The sequence below is a fragment of the Polaromonas sp. genome (assembly GCF_029945685.1).
Lineage (GTDB): Bacteria > Pseudomonadota > Gammaproteobacteria > Burkholderiales > Burkholderiaceae_C > Polaromonas.
Map to the genome: position 1 here is coordinate 201,245 of NZ_JAQSDA010000020.1, position 18,469 is coordinate 219,713.

The window sequence follows — 18,469 nt, forward strand, 5'->3', positions numbered from 1 at the left end:
GACGACCGTATTCTGTCACGCAAAACGCCGCCGGGAACCCGGGGGTGGCCCCCTTCCTACGCAACAGTCGTCACTGTCCGACAGGGTGCAACGGCAGCATGCGTCACACTGTGCAACTGTATCGCTGCCAATGGCTGCCTCGCCCGGCCAAGGAGCCTGCATGGTGCCCCCCGATCCGGACATCGCATCCCCGCTGCCAGGTTCATGGACCACCGCCGGCACCGGTGCTAGGATCATCACGTACCCATTTCGCCCCTGATTGAAGACGCATGAAACTCCCCGATACCCCTCCCGAGAGCGCCTGCAGCCCAGTCCCAGCCAATCTGCGTGAAGAAGCTGCCCGCTACGCGCTGCTGCGGCGCATCGCGCCGGCCATCCGACACCACCTGGCGGGCACCCTGCAGCCGATAGGCATGATTGCCGCCATTCTCGACCGGCGGCTGCAGGCAGAGACACCCGACCTGGCCGTGCTGCGTGACAACAGCAAGTCGATCAGCACGCTGTCCCGATCGGCATCCACCGCCAGCATGAATCTGATCACCTGGGTCGTGCCCAAGGAAAACGGCAGCATCGCCCTGGAGGCCGGCATCGAGGAAGCGTTGGGCATGCTGGCGACCGATCTGGCCTTTCGTGGCTTCACCGTCACCAACAAGGTCAACGCGCCCGATGTGATGACCTCTGTTTTTGCGCTGCGCACCGTGTTCACCGCCAGCCTGATTGCGCTGACTGACGCCGCGCAGGCTCCCGCCAGCGTGGTCCTCAGCAGCGAACCGGCCGGTGACCAGACCCGGGTCTGCATCACCGTCACCCGCTCCGAGGGTGAAGTGGTGCCGGACGAGGCGCGCGGCTACCGCGCCCTGAGCTGGGACGATGTGCAGGTCCTGGCAGACGCTGAGCATGTGCGCATCCGCTACAGCGCGGCGCACGCCGACATGCTGTTCAGCGAGGTCGAACAGGCGCTGGTGACCGGCTGAAGCAAGCCTCGGCCGCTCTTTTTTTGATAGCTGCCTGCGTAAACGGCAAAAGGGCTGGCGGCCATTTTTGCTTCTGAGGTTTGAACCGGCGGTTCACCGCTACGCCCGGACGCCCGCGCCGCCCCCCTGCCCGGCGCCCGCAATGGTTATGCTTGGAGGAGCAAACCGTCACGGCCGGCCAACGCTCCAGCCCTGCGCCGGCATTCCCGCCACCACCGACCCGTTCCCCCTGGCTTCATGAAAACAAGCGGCATTCTTCTTCACATCGCCGGCCTGTGGCTGCTCTCGGCCCTGGACGCCTCCGGAAAATGGCTGGTCATGGCCGGCGTGTCCGTCCTGATGGTGGCCTGGATGCGTTACGCCGTGCATACCGCACTGATGACGGCCGTGGTGCTGCCCTCGCGCGGCCGGGCCATCTTTCAGACCAGGTCGCTGCCGCGCCAGCTGGTCCGTGGCCTGCTGATGATCACCACCACCGTGCTGTTCTTTTCGGTGCTGGGCCGCCTGCCGCTGGCCGAGGCCACCGCCATCAACTTCATGGCGCCCCTGTTCCTGATGATGATGGCGCCCTGGCTGCTGCACGAGGCGCACCGGCTGCACCGCTGGCTGGGTGTGCTGGCCGGTTTTGCGGGCATGCTGATTGTGGTGCGGCCCGGTGCGCAACTGGACCCGGTCGGTGTGGCGCTGGGCCTGGCCACGGCCCTGGCCTTTGCGTTTTTCCAGATCGCGACACGCCGCGTTGCGCACGACGATCCGCTGACCACCAATTATTACGGCGGCCTGATCGGCACCATCGCCCTGACACTGGCACTGCCCTGGTTCTGGCACACGCCCGACCTGTCGCCCTGGCAATGGCTGCTGCTGGTGTCCACCGGTGTCACCGGTTTTCTCGGGCACTGGCTGCAGATTGCCGCCTTCCGCCAGAGCCCCGCCACCCTGCTGGCGCCCTTCAGCTACCTGCAGATCGTGGCGGCCGCCACGCTGGGCTGGCTGGTGTTTGGTCAGGCCCCGGGCCGGACCACGGCGCTGGGCATCGCACTGATCTGCCTGGCCGGTCTGGGTGTGGCGTTGACCGAGGCACGTTTGGCCTGGGTCCGCTCCCGCGCGTTGCGCGAAGGTGGCTGAAGGCCTGTTCCGGGGCCTCAGGCCTGGAACAGCGGCAGATCGGCTTTCTTCAGCGTGCGCAGCACAAAGCTGGACTTGCTGTGGCGTATGCCCTTGATCTTGTAGAGCCGCTCGCGCAGCAGCCGCTCATAGTCGCGCGTGCCGCTGACGGCGATGCGCAGCAGGTAGTCGTAGTCGCCCGAGACCAGGTAAGCCTCGATCACCTCGGGAATTTTCGCCAGCGTTTCGCCAAATTTTTCCAGCGTGTTGTCCGAGTGGCTGTCCAGCGTGACCTGCACCAGCACGGTGTCGCTGAGGTCCAGCGCCGCGGGGTTGATGCGCACGGTGTAGCCCTCGATGACGCCGGACTCCTCCATCTTCCGGATACGGGTCCAGCACGGCGTGTGACTCAGGCCGACCGCCTGGCCGATCGCCTGCAGACTGGCGCGCGCATTGGCCTGCAGCACCTGCAATATTTTCCGGTCTGTTTTATCCATAGAGCAATATTTCCTTCATTTATCATATTTTGAAGGAATTATTACTTAATCTCAGTTGAATCAGAAGAAATACAGAAGCACTTTCTCCAGCTCAAAGCAGATACTTCTTTCTGGCAAACGGATTTACCGATACGTGTTGCAAGGCAAACGCACCAGCGGGTTACCGCCCGCTGGTGCGTTTGGGCATGTCCGGCATGAACTGCGGGTCGGGCCCGCCACGACAACCAGGCTCAGCCGAACTTGCGCAGCGCATCGAGCGCCAGCCCGGTGCCAATGCTGCCGGACAAGTCCCCCTCGACGCGGCGCGCCTGCGGCAGCAGGGCCGCGATACGCGCCCGCAGCAGGGGCACGCTGCTCGACCCGCCGGTAAAAAACACCGTGTCCACCGCGCCGGCATCACGCAGCATGCCGCTCACGCTGCGCTCGACCGTTCCGACCAGCTCGCCGATGGCGCTGTCGAAATCGGCGCGCTGCAGCACCAGGGTGTCGCCAGGAGCGATGCGGCCCAGGTCCATGGACGTGCGGGACGCATCCGACAGCGCGATCTTGGCCTGCTCCACCTGCATGGCCAGCCAATGCCCGGCGCGTTCGCTCACCAGGCGCTGCAGGCGCGCGAGTTTGTCTTTCTCCTGCGCCTCTCGGTGAAGCTCGCCGATCTGCGACCCCGCCTGCCGGGTGTAGGCGAAGTTGATGGTGTGCCAGGTCGCCAGGTTGAAGTAAATCGACGACGGCATCTGCAGCCCGTTTTTGAGCCGGCTGCCCAGGCCCAGCATCGGCATCACGCTGGCCAGGCTCAGGACCTTGTCGAAATCGGTGCCGCCTAGGTGCACACCGCCGCTGGCCAGGATGTCGTCCCGCCGGTCGGCCCGGCCGGCGCGCTCGGGCGCCAGGCACACCAGCGCAAAGTCCGAGGTTCCGCCGCCGATGTCGACCACCAGCACCAGCTCTTCGCGGGTGATCTGCGACTCGTAGGCAAAGGCTGCGGCAATCGGTTCGTACTGGAAGGCAATGTCGCGCAGGCCCACGCCGCGCGCGATCCCGGCCAGCGTGTTTTCGGCCTGCCGGTCGGCCGCGGCGTCGCCGTCGACAAAAAACACCGGCCGCCCGAGCACGGCGCGGGTGAAGTCACGGCCCGCCGCGTGTTCTGCGCGGCGCTTGAGTTCGCCGATGAACTGCGCCAGCAGCGCACGAAACGGCAGCGCGCGGCCGGCCACCTCGGTCTGCTCGTCGATCAGCGAGGTGCCGAGCAGGCTTTTGAGCGAACGCATCAAGCGCCCTTCATCGCCCGCCAGGTAGTCGGCCAGCGCGGCGCGGCCGTAACTGATGTGCCCGTCTTCGGCGTGGAAAAACACGACCGACGGCAGGGTGGCCTTGCCGTCCTCCAGCGGCAGCAGAACCACCTGGCCGGGGCCGGCGCCGCCGCAGCCGGCTGTCGAGTTGGAGGTCCCGAAGTCGATGCCACAGGCATCGATCCACGCGGGAAAAGCGCCCGTCATCAGGGCTTGAGAAAACCGCCGTCGGCCCAGGCTGTGGCGCTGGCGCGGCTGAGCTTGAAGGCCGGCGACACGCGCACCTGCGCGAGGGGTTCACCCGCCTCGTCATGCGCACTGAGCAAGGCAGAAGGATTGTCTTCGTCCGGCTCGATATCGAGCGACACGGTGATACGCGCGCCGCGCGATTCCACCTCCAGGCGCTGGTGCAGCGTGGCATGCAGTTGCTGCTCATGCCGGCGCACAAATTCCGACGCGGTCTTGACGAGCGTGCTGAAGGCGGGGCCGTCGAGCGGCTTGGGGTTTTTCTTGTCGCGCCCCATGGTCCAGGGGCCCACCAGCGCAGGCTCGGGCTCTCCGTCCTTGATCATGGCGACGGCCCAGCCATCGTCGTCTTCGTTCTTCAGCACACGGGCCGTCCAGCCGTCGCCGCACCACAGGCGCGGCTGCTGGACCGGGGCGTCGGGATCAGGAGAATGCCCGGAGGAAGAAGGGTCGGACGGGAAGCTGGCGGTGTCGGTCACAGGGTGTCGTCTCAGTCAAAAAAAAGCGCGGCAATGCGCTGTCTGCAACGAGTCATTTTACGCCCGCACTCCGGTGCGCGGCCCGCGCCGGCCGACTGTTCTGCTTTGCAGAATCCGCTCCCCGCGTAAACCTTGATGACACGCCGGCCGCAGGCCGCTACGCTCAAATCTTCAGATTTTTGTAACCTCCGGAGACCTATCAATGACCAACCGCCGCGCGTTTATTGCCAGCACCACAGCGGCCGTGGCCGGTGTGGTCCTGCCCTCCCTGGGCCGTGCGCAGCAGGCCTTTCCATCCCGCCCCATCAAATACATCTGCCCCTGGCCGGCAGGTGGCTCCACCGACGCCGTCATCCGTTCGCTCGCCGAAAGCGCCGGCAAGACCCTGGGCCAGACCATCATCGTCGAGAACAAGCCCGGCGCCGGTGGCATGCTGGGCGCCATCGAGATGCTGAGCGCCAAACCCGACGGCTACACCCTGACGCAGATACCGCACGGCGTTTTCCGCATTCCGCACATGCAGAAAACCGCTTACGACCCGCTCAAGGACTTCACCTGGATCGCCTGCCTGACCGGCTACACCTTTGGCCTGGTCGTGCCCGCCGATTCACCGATCAAAAGCATCAAGGACCTGGTGGCCTACGCCAAGGCCAACCCCGAAAAATTCACCTATGGCTCGACCGGCACGGGCACCAGCCCGCACCTGGCAGTCGAGGAGTTTGCGCAGCGCGCCGGCATCAAGCTCACCCATGTGCCGTTCAAGGGCAACGCCGACAACATGCAGGCCATCCTGGGCGGCCACGTCATGGGGGCGAGCGACGCCACCGGCTGGGGCCCGCACGTGGAATCGGGCAAGCTGCGCCTGCTCGCCACCTACGGCAGCAAACGCACCAAGCGCTGGCCCAACGTGCCCACGCTCACCGAGCTGGGCTACGACACCGTGTCGGACTCGCCTTTCGGTGTTTGCGGACCCAAGGGCATGGACCCGGCCATCGTGGCGACCTTGCACGAAGCCTTCCGCAAAACGCTGAACGACCCGGCCGTGCTGGCCACCTTCGACAAGTACGACCAGTCGGTGATCTACATGAACACCGCGCAATACACCAAGTTCGCCCGTGAAACCTTTGCCGCTGAAAAAGCGACCATTGAGCGATTGGGCATGAGCTTCAAGGGCTGAGAGGCTAAGAAGCTGAGACCCGGGCCGGCCCGCCGGCGCTTAATTGGCAGGCAAACTGTCGCAAGCCACGACTGGCAAGCCTTTCGTGGCTTTTTTGCGGGCTTATCCACAGATTCGTGCACAGGATGCGTGGGCAACCTGGGTACCGCATTGGCGGGAGCACCCGGCACAGGGCATGCCTGCGGGTCACAATGCCGCCCTTGGGGAAGGCCAGCTCGCCTCAAGATGTACGGTTTTATTTTCATTTTGTTTCAATTTGACCAGCGTCTGGCCCAGGCCTCTTGTCCCCAGGATCCGGGCAGCGGCGAGTGGACCCCCAGCAGGCCTGCGTTATGCTGGCTGTCTACCTTCTTCCGGTGTCGACATGACCTTCCAAGCTTTCAAGAATCTCCCGGCCATGCTGCTGGCAGCCACGCTGCTGTTGGCCGCCTGCCAGGACACGCCCGCGCCCGACGTGACGGCGAAAGGCGGTACCACCCCGGTGTCCACCGCAGTCATTGCCGCCGAGGCCAAGGGCTTCACCGCCGGTCAGGCCATGAGCGCACGCACGGTGTATGTGTTTTTTGATGCCCAGTGCCCGCACTGCACCGCGCTGTGGATGGCAGCCAAACCCCTGAAGTCGCAAGCCAGATTTGTCTGGATTCCCGTGGGTTTGCTGAACGCATCGAGCACGGCCCAGGGCGCGACGCTGCTGGCCGCCAAAGACCCGGTGGCGGCGATGGATGAGCACGAAGCGTCCATGCAGGCCAAGGGCGGCGGCATCAGTGCCGGCAGCGACATCGCCGCGCAAAAGGAAATGGTGGCAAAAAACACCGCGCTGCTGACCCGCCTTGGCTTTGCTTCGATCCCGACCATCATCGGCACCCATGCCCAGAGCGGCGCGCTGGTGACGCAGGAGGGTTCCATGCCGACCGCGGCCCTGGCCGCGCTGCTCGGCCTGCAGGTGCCCCCTGCGCAGTAGGCAACCTGCTTTTTTGCAGTAAAAAGCAGCTGCAGCCCAATAAGGGCGGGCGCAAGCAGCTCTCTTTTTAATAGCTGCCTGCCGGCGAAACCTAGAACAGCACGCGGCTGCGGATGGTCCCGGGCACGCCGGCCAGTTTGGCCAGCGCCATGTCCGAAGAAGCAGCGTCGATGTCGATCACCACATAACCAATGGCTTCGTTGGTCTGCAGAAACTGCGACGCGATGTTGATGTTGTTGTCCGAAAACACGCGGTTGATCTCTGCCAGCACACCGGGCACGTTGCGGTGGATGTGCAGCAGCCGGTGTTTACCCGGGTGCGCCGGCAGCGCCACCTCGGGGAAGTTGACGGACGAGGTCGAGGTGCCGTTGTCGCTGTACTTGACCAGCTTTTCCGCGACTTCGACGCCGATGTTTTCCTGCGCCTCCATGGTGGAGCCGCCGACGTGCGGCGTCAGGATCACATTGTCCAGGCCGCGCAGCGGCGACTCGAACACGTCCTTGTTGCTCTTCGGCTCGACCGGGAACACGTCGATCGCCGCACCCAGGAGTTTTTTCTGGCGCAGGGCCTCGGCGAGCGGCTCGATCTCGACCACGGTGCCGCGCGAGGCATTGATCAGCACGCTGCCGGGCTTCATGGCCGCGATCTCGGCCGCGCCCATCATCCACTGCGTGGCCTGGGTCTCGGGCACATGCAGGCTGACCACATCGGACTGGGCCAGCAGGTCCGTGAGCTTGCCGGCCTGGCGTGCATTGCCCAGCGGCAGCTTGGTGACCACGTCGAAAAACACCACATGCATGCCCAGCGCCTCGGCCAGCACCGACAGCTGCGTGCCGATGGAGCCGTAACCGACGATGCCCAGCGTCTTGCCGCGGATCTCGTAGGCGTTCTCGGCCGACTTGAGCCAGCCGCCGCGGTGGGCAACGGCACTTTTCTCGGGCACGCCGCGCAGCAGCAAAATCGCCTCGGCCAGCACCAGCTCGGCCACCGAACGGGTGTTGGAAAACGGCGCGTTGAACACAGCAATGCCGCGCTCGCGCGCCGCATTCAGGTCCACCTGGTTGGTGCCTATGCAAAAGCAGCCGACGGCCGCCAGTTTGGTCGCATGGGCAAACACATCGGCGCTCAGCTGGGTGCGCGAACGGATGCCGACAAAATGGGCGTCGGCGATCTTGCGCTTGAGCTCGTCGCCCTCCAGGGCTCCTGTCAGGCTTTCAATCTGCGTGTAACCCGCCGCCTGCAGCACCGCCACGGCCGAAGGGTGGATGCCCTCCAGCAGGAGGAACTTGATCTTTTTCTTGTCGGTCGAGGTTTTGCTCATGGCGCTCAGGCAGGTGGTGGAGCACCGAAGTATGAACCAAGGCCTGCGGGCGGGTCGCCCGGGCCGCTTTTGCCCGCACGGCCAAAAGGTTGTCGCAACCGCGCGGTCGCGCTTTGCCGCCCAGCCTCTCAGTCGACCGGTGCAGGCGCCTCGCGTGCCAGGGTCTGGCGCCGGCTGGTGAACTGCGCCAGCGCCACCCCCACCAGCGTCAGCGCGGCCCCGGCCAGCTTGATGGTCGTGTACTGCTCGCCGGCAAACAGCCAGGCCACCAGGCCGGCGACCGGCGGCATCAGATACATCAGCGGCGCGGTGCGGGCCACGCCGCGCACCGCGTTGACCCAGCCCCAGACGAGCCAGCCGAGAAAGGCCGACACCGTGACCGACCAGACCAGGCTGGCCCACACCGCCAGCGAGGCGCTGCCCCAGGGCGCCGCCAGACCGTCAGGCAGGGAAAACAGCAGCACCGGCACGCTGCCGAGCAGGGTTGCATAGGCCATGGTCACGACGCCGCCGTGGCGCTCGATCAGCGGTTTGGCGGCCACCGTGTACCAGGAGAAAAAACTTGCCGCGACGAGCAGGAACAGGTCCCCGCCGGTGGCGCGCCAGTTACCGCCCAGCAGCTTGTCGGACAGGAAAATCAGCACGCCGGCAAAAGCCACGGCCACCCCGCCCATCTGCGCCCTGTGCAGTTTCTCCACCCCCATGAAACGCAGGATCAGCAGCGTGAAGATGGGGCCGCAGGCCAGGATCAGGGAGCTCGAAAACGCGGTGGACCAGTGGATGCCGTAAGTCACCATGCCCACATGCAGGAAATGCCCGGCAAAGCCGAGGCGCGCGAGTTGCCAGAACTCCCGGCGCGTGATGCGCGGAAAGCGCGTTCCATAACGCCAGACCAGCAAGGCCAGCGCACACAGCGGCATGATCAGGTAACGGGCAAACAGGAAGCCACCCGGACCCACCACGTTGAAGACAAACTTCTGCAACGAAAAGTTGATGCCCCAGATCACCACCAGAACCAGCGCGGCGGCCAGGGCCATGGACGCCCGGCGGAGCTTTTTCTGTTCGGGGGTCATCGCGCTGTGTTTCGTGAAAATTTGAGGTCAAACAGGCCTTCAGCCCAATGGATACAGGCGCTAGCAGCTATCAATTTGGAAGCATGCCAGTTCCCGACCCATGTCGCAGGGCCGCCGCGCCGACGCCGGGCGGGCTTCAGAGATTGCTGCCGACCAGCGCCTCCAGCCGGGCCGGGTCCACCGGCTTGGTGAAGTGGTGGTCAAAGCCGGCCTCCTGCGCCTTGCGTTTGTCGTCGGCCTGACCCCATCCGGTCAGGGCGACGACGACCGGGGCAGGCACCTGGCCGAGAGCGCGAATCCAGCGGCAGGCTTCGTAGCCGTCCATGCGCGGCATGCCGATGTCCAGAAAAATGATGTCGGGCCGGAAGGCCGCAGTCACCTCGATGGCCTCGGTGCCGTCATGCGCGGTGCGCACCTCGTGGCCCAGCATGCCCAGCAGGCTGGCCAGCGTCACGGCGGCATCGACATTGTCGTCGGTGACCAGAATGCGGCGCGGCTCGAAAACACCTTCGGGGTGCCGGACCGGCGCCGGCGCCGCGGCCTGGGCCGTGCCTGACTCTGCCGCAGCCGGCGTGGCGGCAGCGTCGGCCACGGGTAGCCAGACGATAAAGCGGCTGCCGGGGCCGTCGCTGCGGCTTTCGGCCCGAATGCTGCCGCCGTGCATCTCGACAATCTTGCGCACCAGCGTCAGGCCGATGCCCAGTCCGCCCTGGGCCTGCGGCGTGGCCGGGCTGGGCTCGCCCTGAACGAACATGTCGAAGATACGGGTGCTCAGGTGCTCGGGTACCCCGATGCCGTTGTCCTCGATGCTGACCGTCACGCCGTGAACGTCGGCGGCCACGTACAGCGCCACCGAGCCGCCTTCGGGCGTGTATTTCGCGGCGTTGTTGAGCAGGTTGGTGAACGCCTGCGACAGGCGCACCAGGTCGGCCGTGAGCACAATCGGCTGGTCCGGCATGGTGACGGTGAACACGTGCTGCCGCTCGAGGAGGACCGGCCGGCTGGTTTCCGCCGCACTGCTGATGACGTCCCCGAGCCGTATCGGCTCAAGGCGCAGCCCCAGCTTGCCGCGGCTGATGCGGCTGACATCGAGCAGGTCATCGACCAGGCGTGTCAGGTGCGCAATCTGGCGCTCCATGATGGCCCGGGTGCGCTCCAGGACGGCCGGATCGTTCGCCCCCAGCCGCAGGATTTCCGCGCTGGCGCGCAGCGGTGCCAGCGGGTTGCGCAACTCATGGGCCAGCATGGCCAGGAACTCGTCCTTCATGCGGCTCATCTGCTCGGCCTCGCTGCGCGCGGCGCGCTCGTTGTCGAGCAGCTTCTCACGTTCCTGCGCGGCCTGCCGGGCCACTTCATACAGCCGGGCGTTGTCGATGGACACGCCGGCCTGCGCAGCAATGCCGGTCACCAGCCTTTCGGCCCGTTCGTCGAAAACACAGGCATCCGGATGGCCGAAAAACAGGCCCCCTATCACCTCCGCAGAACCCGACGCCACCGGCACGGCCAGGTAACTGCGGATAGCCACACCCCCCGGCCAGGCCGCGGCGTCGTAGCGCGCGTCCTTCGACAGGTCGTCGAGATGGACCATCGGCGCGCCGCTGAGCGTGAGATCGAACAGCACACCGGCCTGCGGCAGGCCGCAGCTGTCGAAATCTTCCGCAGCGATGCCAGCCACCGTTCGCAGGAACGGGCTGTGGCCGCCAGGGGCCGCGGTGTTGTAGAAAAAGGCCCCCACCGTGGCGCCGCTGACCTCCGTGGCCGCGTCAATGACCGCCTGCGCCAGCATGCGCACGTCGAGCTTGGCCGTCAGGATGGTGCCGGTCTTGTTGAGCAGTTCCAGCACACGGGCCTTTTTGCGCAGGGCATCCTCGGTGCGGCGCTGTTCCGTGATGTCGCGAAACACCCAAACCCGCCCGACATGCTGGCCTTCCACCACCTGGATCTTGGAAGTACGTTCATAAACCCGGCCGTCGCGCAGCTGCAGCAGGTCAAAACTTTCCGCCGGCAAGTGTCGGTAGATATCATGGACCCGGTCGATGAAATGTTGGGTATCCTGGACCTGCCGGCCCACCTCCGGCAGCAGCCTTTCGTGGTCGCGAAAGGCCAAGAGTTCGTCGGGCAGCCCCCACATGCGGACGTACTGCTGGTTGAAACCCGTGACGTGCGCGTCGTCATCGGTGACCAGGATGCCGTCGCGGCTGGCCTCGAGGGTGGCCCGCATCATGGACAGCGACAACGCCAGTTCAGCCGTTTTCTGCCCCAGCCCGTCCCTGGCGGCCACCCGCACCCCTTCGGCCTGCTGGCGTGCCTGCAGAATGCTCTGCGCGTTCTGCAGGGCGACCGAGCGCTGCTGGCGGTCTTCGTCGTCGGAGGCCTGCATCATCGTCCTTCGTCAGGGATCTCTGCCCTGGTCCGGACCGGCGACACTGCGCTAACAGGCATGCGCGGGCACGGCTGGAGGTGCAGGGGCTGTGAAATGCTGCCAATAGGCGGGAGCGCAATCTGCATGGTGCTTTACTATAAGGAAGTTCGATCCGTGCGTGTGTAGGTCAAAGCGGATTGTGAAACAAAACCCCGCTTTCCCAACCTCTGCCGCCCATGCCCGCCTGTCCCCTCACCCGAAAGGAAGACCTTGAAATTCAAAATGGCTGAAAAGTCACTTTTTGCCATCCTGCTGCGCTCCCCCTGGTGGATCAGCCTGGCCATTGCCGTCGCCTTCGGGCTGGCCTCCAAAGCTCTGCTGCCCGCGCAGTATTTTGTCTTTGGCGCCCTCGGCGGCCTGCCCTTTGTCGTGATCGGCGTGATTGCCGCCTGGCGGCAGTTCAGTGCGCCCAGCACCGCCCATGTCGAGGGCACGCTGGCGCAGCTGGAGGCCATGACGTGGCGCGATTTCTCGGCCGCCGTCGAGCAGGCTTTTGTCCGCGAGGGCTATGCGGTGCGGCGCCTCGACGGCGCAGCGGCGGATTTTGTGCTGGTCAGGGCCGGCCACACCACGCTGCTCGGCTGCAAGCGCTGGAAAGCCGCTCACCTGGGCATCGAACCCTTCCAGGGCCTGCAGGCCGCGCTGGGCGCCCATCAGGCCGACAGCGCCCTGTGCATCGCCACCGGGCAGGTGACGGAGAAGGCGCGCCAGTTTGCGGCCGAGCACCAGATCCGCGTCTTGCAAGGCACCGAGCTGGCCCAGCTGCTCAAGCCGGGGCTGGCGAAAACCGCTAGTACTGCAGCACGGAAGTAGCGAAACAAGATGAAAGTGATGACTTCGTTCCCAGGGCAAGGCGCAAACCGCAGCGAAGGCTGTGCGCCTTCGCAAGGATTGCAACGCCGCCATGGGTGCGAAGGCGCGCTTTCATGTTTCGATATTTTCGGGTTGCAGTACTAGAGCCTGAGGCCGGTTTTGCTCCTGTTTTTGTAGCTGCCTGCGCAGGTGCCTATTGGGCTAGAGGCCTTTTCAGCTATAAGACTCCAGCCAGCCGGGTTCAGCGCTGCCGCACGGCCTTCATCACCGGGTAGGAGCTGGCCATCCACAGGTACATCAGCGCACCGGCCAGCAAGGCCGCCGCGGCGATTTCCAGCGACAGCGTGAAACCCTCGCCGAGGCTGCGGCTGTGCCGCAGCAGCACGGCGACCAGCGGCGGGCCGGCAATCTGGCCGATGCCGTACATGGCCGTCAGCAGGCCCATGTAACTGGCGGCCGCGGCCGGCCGCAGCCGCCGCACTTCCTGCATGGCAAAAAAGGTGATGGCGGTGAACGGGATGCCCAGCAGGAGGCTGCCGATGGCAAAACCGGCCAGGTTGGGACTGAAGACGCTGGCCGCGATGCCCAGCGCCTGCACCACGTAGGCGCCGGCCAGCAGGTAACGAAAGTCGCCGGTGGCCGGGATGCGGGTGGCCAGCAAGGCGCCGGTCACCACGCCTAGACCGAAGATGGGCCAGAAAAAATCGATCCAGACCGAGCCCGGCATGGCTTCGCGCGCGATCACCGGCAAGAAGGTGGCGGTGATGATGTAGCCGAAACCGGCCAGCCCGTACGCCAGGGCCAGCAGCAGCATCTGCTTCCTGCCGGCCGGCGCATGGCTGGTGGCTGGCGTGCTGACCGGTGTATTGGCTGCACTGCCGCCCTGCCCTTGCCCCCGCTCCTGGAAAGTGCGCCACACGGCGGCCGTCAACACCGCAGCGAGCACACCAAAAATCAGCCAGCCGGTGGCGGCCGTCCACTGCAGCGCCACCATGGCGCTGGCGAACAACCCGCTCAGGGCGATGCCCGCGCCCGGGCCGGCGTACATGATGCCGCCCAGCGCCGGCGCGCCCAGCCGGGCCAGCTGCGCCAGGCACCAGCCCGAGGTGTAGACAAACACCAGCGCACTGGCCACACCGGCCGCAAAACGCAGCAACGGCCAGACGGCCGGCAGGTGCAGGGCCATGCCCAGGGTCAGCAGCGTGGTGGCGACCAGGCCCGCACGCACCCAGCTGGAGGCGGCGACGGCTGGCAGAAAACGCAGGTGTTTCCAGATCCAGGGCTGGAAGGTGCACAGCAGCGCCCCGACGAGGTAACCGAGGTAATTGGCGCTGGCCAGCCAGCTGGCCGACGGCAGGTCGATCACGCCATCGCTGAGCATCATGGGCAGCAGCGGCGTGAAGGCAAAACGGCCTATGCCCATGGCCGCGGCCAGCGACAACATGCCGGCGATGGCAATCGCCCAGCGACTCACGGGCGCCCGGCTCAAGGTTTGCTGCCTGCGGCCGGATTTTGCGTCAGCGCGATGCGGCGGCGCAGGCGTGTGGCCGCCTCCGTGTCGCCACCCTTTTCTGCCAGCTGGAGTTGCACGCCCAGCCAGGCCAGCAGGGGCCGGCGCCAGCCCTGGCCGGAAGCCGTGTCCACCGCCTGCTGCAGCACGGCCGGGCTGGCACGGCCGGCGTGAAACATCACGCCGGCGGCGACCAGCTGCGACAGCGGGTCGCCCATGGCCTTCAGCGCCGCCGCATCCGCACCGGCTGCGGCTGCGGCACGTTGCGGTGCGGGCAACAGGGCCATGTCCTGCGGCTGCAATTGGCCGGCGAGGTAGTCGGCATAGGCGCGCTCGGCGGCCGGTGCGTCCGGCCGCAGCGGCTCAAACGCGGCACAGGGCTCCAGCACCAGGCTGGCGACGCGGCTGGCGCAACGCAGCAGTTCGGCCCGCGCCATCAGGTCGCTGCGGCCGGTGCTGGAGAGTTCGCTGCGGGCGCGCGCAAACTCCTGCGCTTCGACGCGCGAATTGCCTTCGAGGTAGGCGGCAACCGCCCGCTCCATGGCGGTCTTGGCCTCCATCTGCCAGTCGGGTGCCTTCGGGCCGCTGCTGCAGGCAGCCAGCGACAACAGCGCCAGCAGCGTCAGAAAGGACAGGACGCGTGAAAGAATGTTCATGGCAGCTTGATCTCCGTGTCGCGGGCAAACGGCCATTTGCGGTTGATCTCGTTGATCAGGCCGTCCACCTTGCGCAGGCTGGACTCCACCTCGCCGCGCAACGCGCCCAGATCGTCGGTGGCAGCCCGGGCGTTGGCGCCCACGGCCTGGGCTTCGACCAGCACCGCGTCAACTTTTTTCAGGCTGTTGCGCGCCTCACCGAGCAGGGTGTTGAGCTGAACCACCGTGGCCCGCGCTTCCGGCATCACGCCCTTGGCGCCAAACACCTGGGTGTCGGTCTTGGCTGCCAGGCTGTCGAGTTTGGTCAGCAAGGCGTTGGTGCGGTCCAGCGTGGCAATCAGCTTTTTGGCTTCGGCGTCGTTGCCCAGCAGCACACCCAAGGCGCCACTTGGGCCGTTGAGCCTGTCCGTCAGTTTCTGGACATTCGCGAGGCTGGCGCCAATCGCTCCGCCGCTGCCTGTCAGGCTGTTGAGGTTCTCAATCAGGTCCTTGGCGGCGGCCACCAGCTTGGGCACTTCGGCGCCGGCGTCGCCGCGCAGCACCTCGCGCACCGCGCCGTCCGGCAGCGGCGGGTCCTTGAGCATGCCGGTATAGGCGCGGATGTTGGTGCTGCCCACCAGGCCGCGCACCAGGGTGAAGACGCTGGACGTGCGCAGCCAGTGGGCGTCCTTGGTCGGCACATCCACGATGATGCGGGCCTTGCCGTCTTCGGCCAGTTCGATGCGGCGCACGCGGCCAATCGGAAAACCCGAAAACGTCATGTCCATGCCGACCACCACGCCTTCGGAGTCGTCCGACAGCAGCACCAGCTTCTGGGTGCTCTCGAAAGCGCCGCGCGCATACAGCACGTAAAGCGCCGAGCCCACCACCAGCACCGCCATGAAGGCCAGCAGCAACAGCGCCTTGAACTCGAGGTTGGCGACGGGCGGCATGCCCACGCTGCTGCCGGGAGGCGGCTCCGGCGGCTCGGGCGGCGATGGGGGTGGCAGGGCTTGACTCATGGTTTGGAAGAAAGGGTGAATAGGAAACGATGTCGGGAAGGATGGAAACAGGGGTCAGTAGTAGTTGCCCACAAGGGACGCCACCTCGATGACCAGGATCACCGCAAACATGCGCACCAGCATGCGCAGTTCGGCGCTGGCGCGAAAACGCAGCTCTGCCGTGTCGTACAGGGCGGACGCCATCGGAATCAGCGATACGGCAAGGCTGAAAAACAGGGTTTTCAGCACGAAGATCAGGGTCACGTCGGGGTTGAACACCTGGCCGAAGAGCCGGGTGTACATCGCCACGCCCGAGAGCGTGAAACCGTAACTGGCGAGGTAGGCCATCACCAGCGCGACCACACAACTCAGCGCAGCCAGCGTGACCGTGGCAAAAATGCCGGCCGTCACACGCGGCAACACCTCGTGGCGGACCGGGTCCAGGCCGCGCTGCTGCAGGGCTTGCAGCTCACCGCGCTGGCGCATCAGCGACAGCTCGACCCCGCTGGCGATGGCGCAGCGCAGGGCCACAAACATGGCGGCCGTCAGCGGAATCAGTTCCAGCACCAGCACCCGAATGACGACCTGCAAGGCGTACTGCGACAGGCCATAACTGAGCGCGGTGACAATGACGATGCGCGTGATCACCACGGTGATCAGCGCACACATCAGCGTGAAGCCGAGCAGATTGGGCGCCGTGTTGAGATAGATGTGGCGCGCCAGTTCCCGGCGGTTGTCACGGGCATAACTCGACGGCGACAGGGCCAGCACCAGGATCAGCGCGCCGAGATGGATCAGGCGCCACCAACCCACCAGCCAGTTCCGCGCCCTGTGGTTCAGTTCCGCCAGCGTTCCACGCCGATCAGCCAAGGGAGTCATCCGGCCATGATACTGCGCACCGCCGGCCTCCACCCTCAGGCCAGCGGCCCCGCTTCGAGCGGCAGCGATCCATTGGGAATGCCCGCGGACAGGTGGAGCGCCTGCGCGCAGCGCGCCACCTCGTCGCGCTCGCCCTGCCACAGGGCGCTGATGTAGGCCCGATAGGCCGGGTGCCAGCCGCCGGCTTCTTCGAGCGCATCCAGCACGCCGCCGGCAGAGATCAGGTCCTGCACATGCGCGGCCACCTCGGTGGCCAGGGTACAGGCGGTGTTGATGACCTTGTCCACATCCTCGTCCTGGGGATTCAAGGCGGTGAGCCCAAACAGGGAAAAAACCTGCGCCAGCATCGCCTCGGAGGAGGCGTCAAAAACCTCCTCGCCGGTGACGGGGTCCAGCGTTCTCTCGGCGGGAAAGGCGGCCTGCGCGGCGGCCGCCAGCAGTTGCTCGCGAAACAAGGCACTCATGCGTGTGGTCTTTCATGTCCATGGCTCGCCGCCGGAGCGGCGGCGATGACTGAAAGTTTAGGGCATGCGGGCATGGCCGCACTGGGCCTGTCGCCCCACAGGGGCGCGATCTAGGATGCGGGCCCAAGCCTGACATCGATATAGAGCTCTTCCAGCGCACCGGTGTAACCTTCGAAAGCAAGCAGTCGCGCCGCGGCTTCCGCACGCTCCCAGCGCACGATGGCCTGTTTTTCTTCCAGTGAAAGTGCTGAACCGGTCGCATCGTCCTCCCGGGTCTTGGCCTGCACCCAGGCGCGGCGCGCCTGCGCCACCTGCTCGGGACAGCCGAGCTGGTGGACCAGGGCCTCGTCATACCGCTGCTCGATGAGGCGGCATTGTTCCTCCGGAAATTCCGTGTTGTCCACCAAGCGTATGAGGTAATTCATCGCATCCTCGTTTCCCGGGAAGCTGCAGGAACGTTCACCCATCACGGCAGGCCCGTTGCCGCCGTTTGCACAACACCCAGTGATTCAATTTAGATGCCTTGTCCAGCTCGTGCAGCAAGACCCCTGTCAACTCTGACAGGGGTGGCGGGTAAACACGGACAATTTCTGCAGACCAAAGAGCAGCCGACTGGGTTTTCAGCCGGCGCGCGGTTTCGGCCGTCTTGACTGTTCTTCCAGGAGAAAATGGCCACCAGTCCTTATGGAACGGGCGCAAACAGCTATGTTATTCATAGCATTGAAAGGACGCTGCGGCGCAGCTGTCAGCGTCAGGGCGCCGGGCAGTCGGCCATCATCTCCCCGAGCCGGACGGCTGCGCCCGGCGCCCAAGCCGGGTTGAAGCGGCATGGCCCCCGGGGAAACAGCATCACCACGGTGGAACCAAGCAGAAAGCGGCCCATTTCGTCACCCTGTGCAAGCTCCACCGGCAGCTGCCCCGCGTCGGTGTAGCGCCACTCGCGGACCTCTTTTGTCCGCGGCGGGTTGACCACGCCGTGCCACACCGTGGCCATGCTGCCGACAATCGTGGCGCCGACCAGCACCAGCACAAACGGCCCGCGCGCCGACGCGAACACGCAGACCACGCGCTCGTTGCGCGCAAACAGCCCGGGCACGCCGCGCGCCGTGGCCGGGTTCACCGAAAACAGCTCACCCGGCACGTAAATCATGCGCAGCAGGCGCCCGCCCGCAGGCATGTGGATGCGGTGGTAGTCCCTGGGGCTGAGGTAAATCGTGGCGAAACTGCCGCCTTCGAACTGCGCGGCCAGTTCGCGATCGCCGCCGACCAGGGCGGTCGTCGAGTAGTGATGCCCCTTGGCCTGGAAAATCCGGTCGCCCTCGATCGCGCCGAACTGGCTGATCGCGCCATCCACCGGACAAACCAGGTCGGCTGCCGCCAGCGGCCGCGCGCCCGGCTTGAGCGCCCGGGTGAAAAATTCGTTGAACGTCGGGTAGCTGCCGATGTCGGGGTTGGCGGCCTCGGCCATGTTCACGCCGTATTTGCCAACAAACCAGCGGATGATGCGCGTCGTGACGGCACCGCCCCGCATGGAGGCAATGTGGCTGCCGAATTCGGTCAATGCCTGCTTGGGCAGGAGGTATTGCAGAAATACTTCAAATCGTTCGGACACACGGGCTCACTG

The 18,469-nt window shown here is 65.7% G+C and carries 18 protein-coding genes; 5 read left to right on the forward strand and 13 right to left on the reverse strand.

The genetic code is table 11. The features are described from left to right. Window positions 1–269: 269 nt before the first annotated feature. Entirely contained in the window at window positions 270–974 is a 705-nt protein-coding gene (locus PSV26_RS12575) for a hypothetical protein (RefSeq protein WP_300519258.1), read from the forward strand. A gap of 237 nt (window positions 975–1,211) precedes the next feature. After that, entirely contained in the window at window positions 1,212–2,099 is an 888-nt protein-coding gene (locus PSV26_RS12580; protein ID WP_300519255.1) for a DMT family transporter, read from the forward strand. 17 nt (window positions 2,100–2,116) lie between these two features. Here PSV26_RS12580 and PSV26_RS12585 read toward each other — a convergent pair whose 3' ends face one another. The 3 genes from PSV26_RS12585 to PSV26_RS12595 all read right to left on the reverse strand — a co-directional run bounded on the left by PSV26_RS12585 (window position 2,117) and on the right by PSV26_RS12595 (window position 4,589). Further along, the gene (locus PSV26_RS12585; RefSeq protein ID WP_300571222.1) at window positions 2,117–2,575 is read right to left on the reverse strand and encodes an Lrp/AsnC family transcriptional regulator; all 459 of its coding nucleotides are present in this window, start codon (window positions 2,573–2,575) and stop codon (window positions 2,117–2,119) included. 230 nt (window positions 2,576–2,805) lie between these two features. Further along, window positions 2,806–4,071, reverse strand: a complete 1,266-nt coding sequence (locus PSV26_RS12590) for an Hsp70 family protein (RefSeq protein ID WP_300571225.1) — start codon at window positions 4,069–4,071, stop codon at window positions 2,806–2,808. Then, a complete protein-coding gene (locus tag PSV26_RS12595; RefSeq protein WP_300519246.1) occupies window positions 4,071–4,589 on the reverse strand; it encodes a hypothetical protein in 519 nt (172 codons plus the stop codon). Before PSV26_RS12595 ends, PSV26_RS12590 begins: the two co-directional genes overlap by 1 nt. 202 nt (window positions 4,590–4,791) lie before the next feature. Here PSV26_RS12595 and PSV26_RS12600 point away from each other — a divergent pair, with 202 nt between their 5' ends. Beyond that, window positions 4,792–5,766, forward strand: a complete 975-nt coding sequence (locus tag PSV26_RS12600) for a tripartite tricarboxylate transporter substrate binding protein (RefSeq protein ID WP_300571228.1) — start codon at window positions 4,792–4,794, stop codon at window positions 5,764–5,766. Between the two features lie 364 nt (window positions 5,767–6,130). Further along, the gene (locus PSV26_RS12605) at window positions 6,131–6,727 is read left to right on the forward strand and encodes a thioredoxin fold domain-containing protein (RefSeq protein WP_300571231.1); all 597 of its coding nucleotides are present in this window, start codon (window positions 6,131–6,133) and stop codon (window positions 6,725–6,727) included. Between the two features lie 91 nt (window positions 6,728–6,818). Here PSV26_RS12605 and serA read toward each other — a convergent pair whose 3' ends face one another. The 3 genes from serA to PSV26_RS12620 form a co-directional block, all read right to left on the reverse strand. After that, window positions 6,819–8,048 carry a phosphoglycerate dehydrogenase gene (gene serA, locus PSV26_RS12610; RefSeq protein ID WP_300571234.1) on the reverse strand — a complete coding sequence of 410 codons (1,230 nt, stop codon included), beginning with the start codon at window positions 8,046–8,048 and terminating at the stop codon, window positions 6,819–6,821. Between the two features lie 128 nt (window positions 8,049–8,176). Then, a complete protein-coding gene (locus PSV26_RS12615; RefSeq protein ID WP_300571237.1) occupies window positions 8,177–9,121 on the reverse strand; it encodes a DMT family transporter in 945 nt (314 codons plus the stop codon). Window positions 9,122–9,257: 136 nt separating this feature from the next. After that, window positions 9,258–11,501, reverse strand: coding sequence for an ATP-binding protein (locus PSV26_RS12620; protein ID WP_300571240.1), 2,244 nt, complete (start codon window positions 11,499–11,501; stop codon window positions 9,258–9,260). Window positions 11,502–11,753: 252 nt separating this feature from the next. Here PSV26_RS12620 and PSV26_RS12625 point away from each other — a divergent pair, with 252 nt between their 5' ends. Continuing rightward, window positions 11,754–12,356, forward strand: a complete 603-nt coding sequence (locus PSV26_RS12625) for a restriction endonuclease (protein WP_300571243.1) — start codon at window positions 11,754–11,756, stop codon at window positions 12,354–12,356. Window positions 12,357–12,597: 241 nt separating this feature from the next. On the opposite strand, the gene PSV26_RS12630 is transcribed toward PSV26_RS12625, so the two are convergent. From PSV26_RS12630 to asd, 7 genes are all read right to left on the reverse strand, one after another. After that, on the reverse strand, window positions 12,598–13,800 hold the full coding sequence (locus tag PSV26_RS12630) for a YbfB/YjiJ family MFS transporter (RefSeq protein WP_300571747.1): 1,203 nt from the start codon (window positions 13,798–13,800) through the stop codon (window positions 12,598–12,600). A 41-nt stretch (window positions 13,801–13,841) separates the two neighbouring features. Continuing rightward, window positions 13,842–14,522: a hypothetical protein gene (locus PSV26_RS12635; protein WP_300571245.1), complete on the reverse strand. Its 681-nt coding sequence runs from the start codon at window positions 14,520–14,522 to the stop codon at window positions 13,842–13,844. Then, a complete protein-coding gene (locus PSV26_RS12640; RefSeq protein ID WP_300519222.1) occupies window positions 14,519–15,523 on the reverse strand; it encodes a mammalian cell entry protein in 1,005 nt (334 codons plus the stop codon). Before PSV26_RS12640 ends, PSV26_RS12635 begins: the two co-directional genes overlap by 4 nt. A gap of 54 nt (window positions 15,524–15,577) precedes the next feature. Beyond that, window positions 15,578–16,372, reverse strand: coding sequence for an ABC transporter permease (locus PSV26_RS12645; protein WP_300571246.1), 795 nt, complete (start codon window positions 16,370–16,372; stop codon window positions 15,578–15,580). A 44-nt stretch (window positions 16,373–16,416) separates the two neighbouring features. Continuing rightward, window positions 16,417–16,845 (reverse strand): hypothetical protein, encoded by a 429-nt coding sequence (locus PSV26_RS12650; protein ID WP_300519216.1) that lies wholly within the window; start codon window positions 16,843–16,845, stop codon window positions 16,417–16,419. A gap of 110 nt (window positions 16,846–16,955) precedes the next feature. Then, window positions 16,956–17,270, reverse strand: coding sequence for a hypothetical protein (locus PSV26_RS12655; RefSeq protein ID WP_300519213.1), 315 nt, complete (start codon window positions 17,268–17,270; stop codon window positions 16,956–16,958). Between the two features lie 326 nt (window positions 17,271–17,596). Next, complete coding sequence (gene asd / locus PSV26_RS12660; RefSeq protein ID WP_300571248.1) at window positions 17,597–18,457, reverse strand: archaetidylserine decarboxylase; 861 nt, start codon at window positions 18,455–18,457, stop codon at window positions 17,597–17,599. Window positions 18,458–18,469 lie beyond the last annotated feature (12 nt).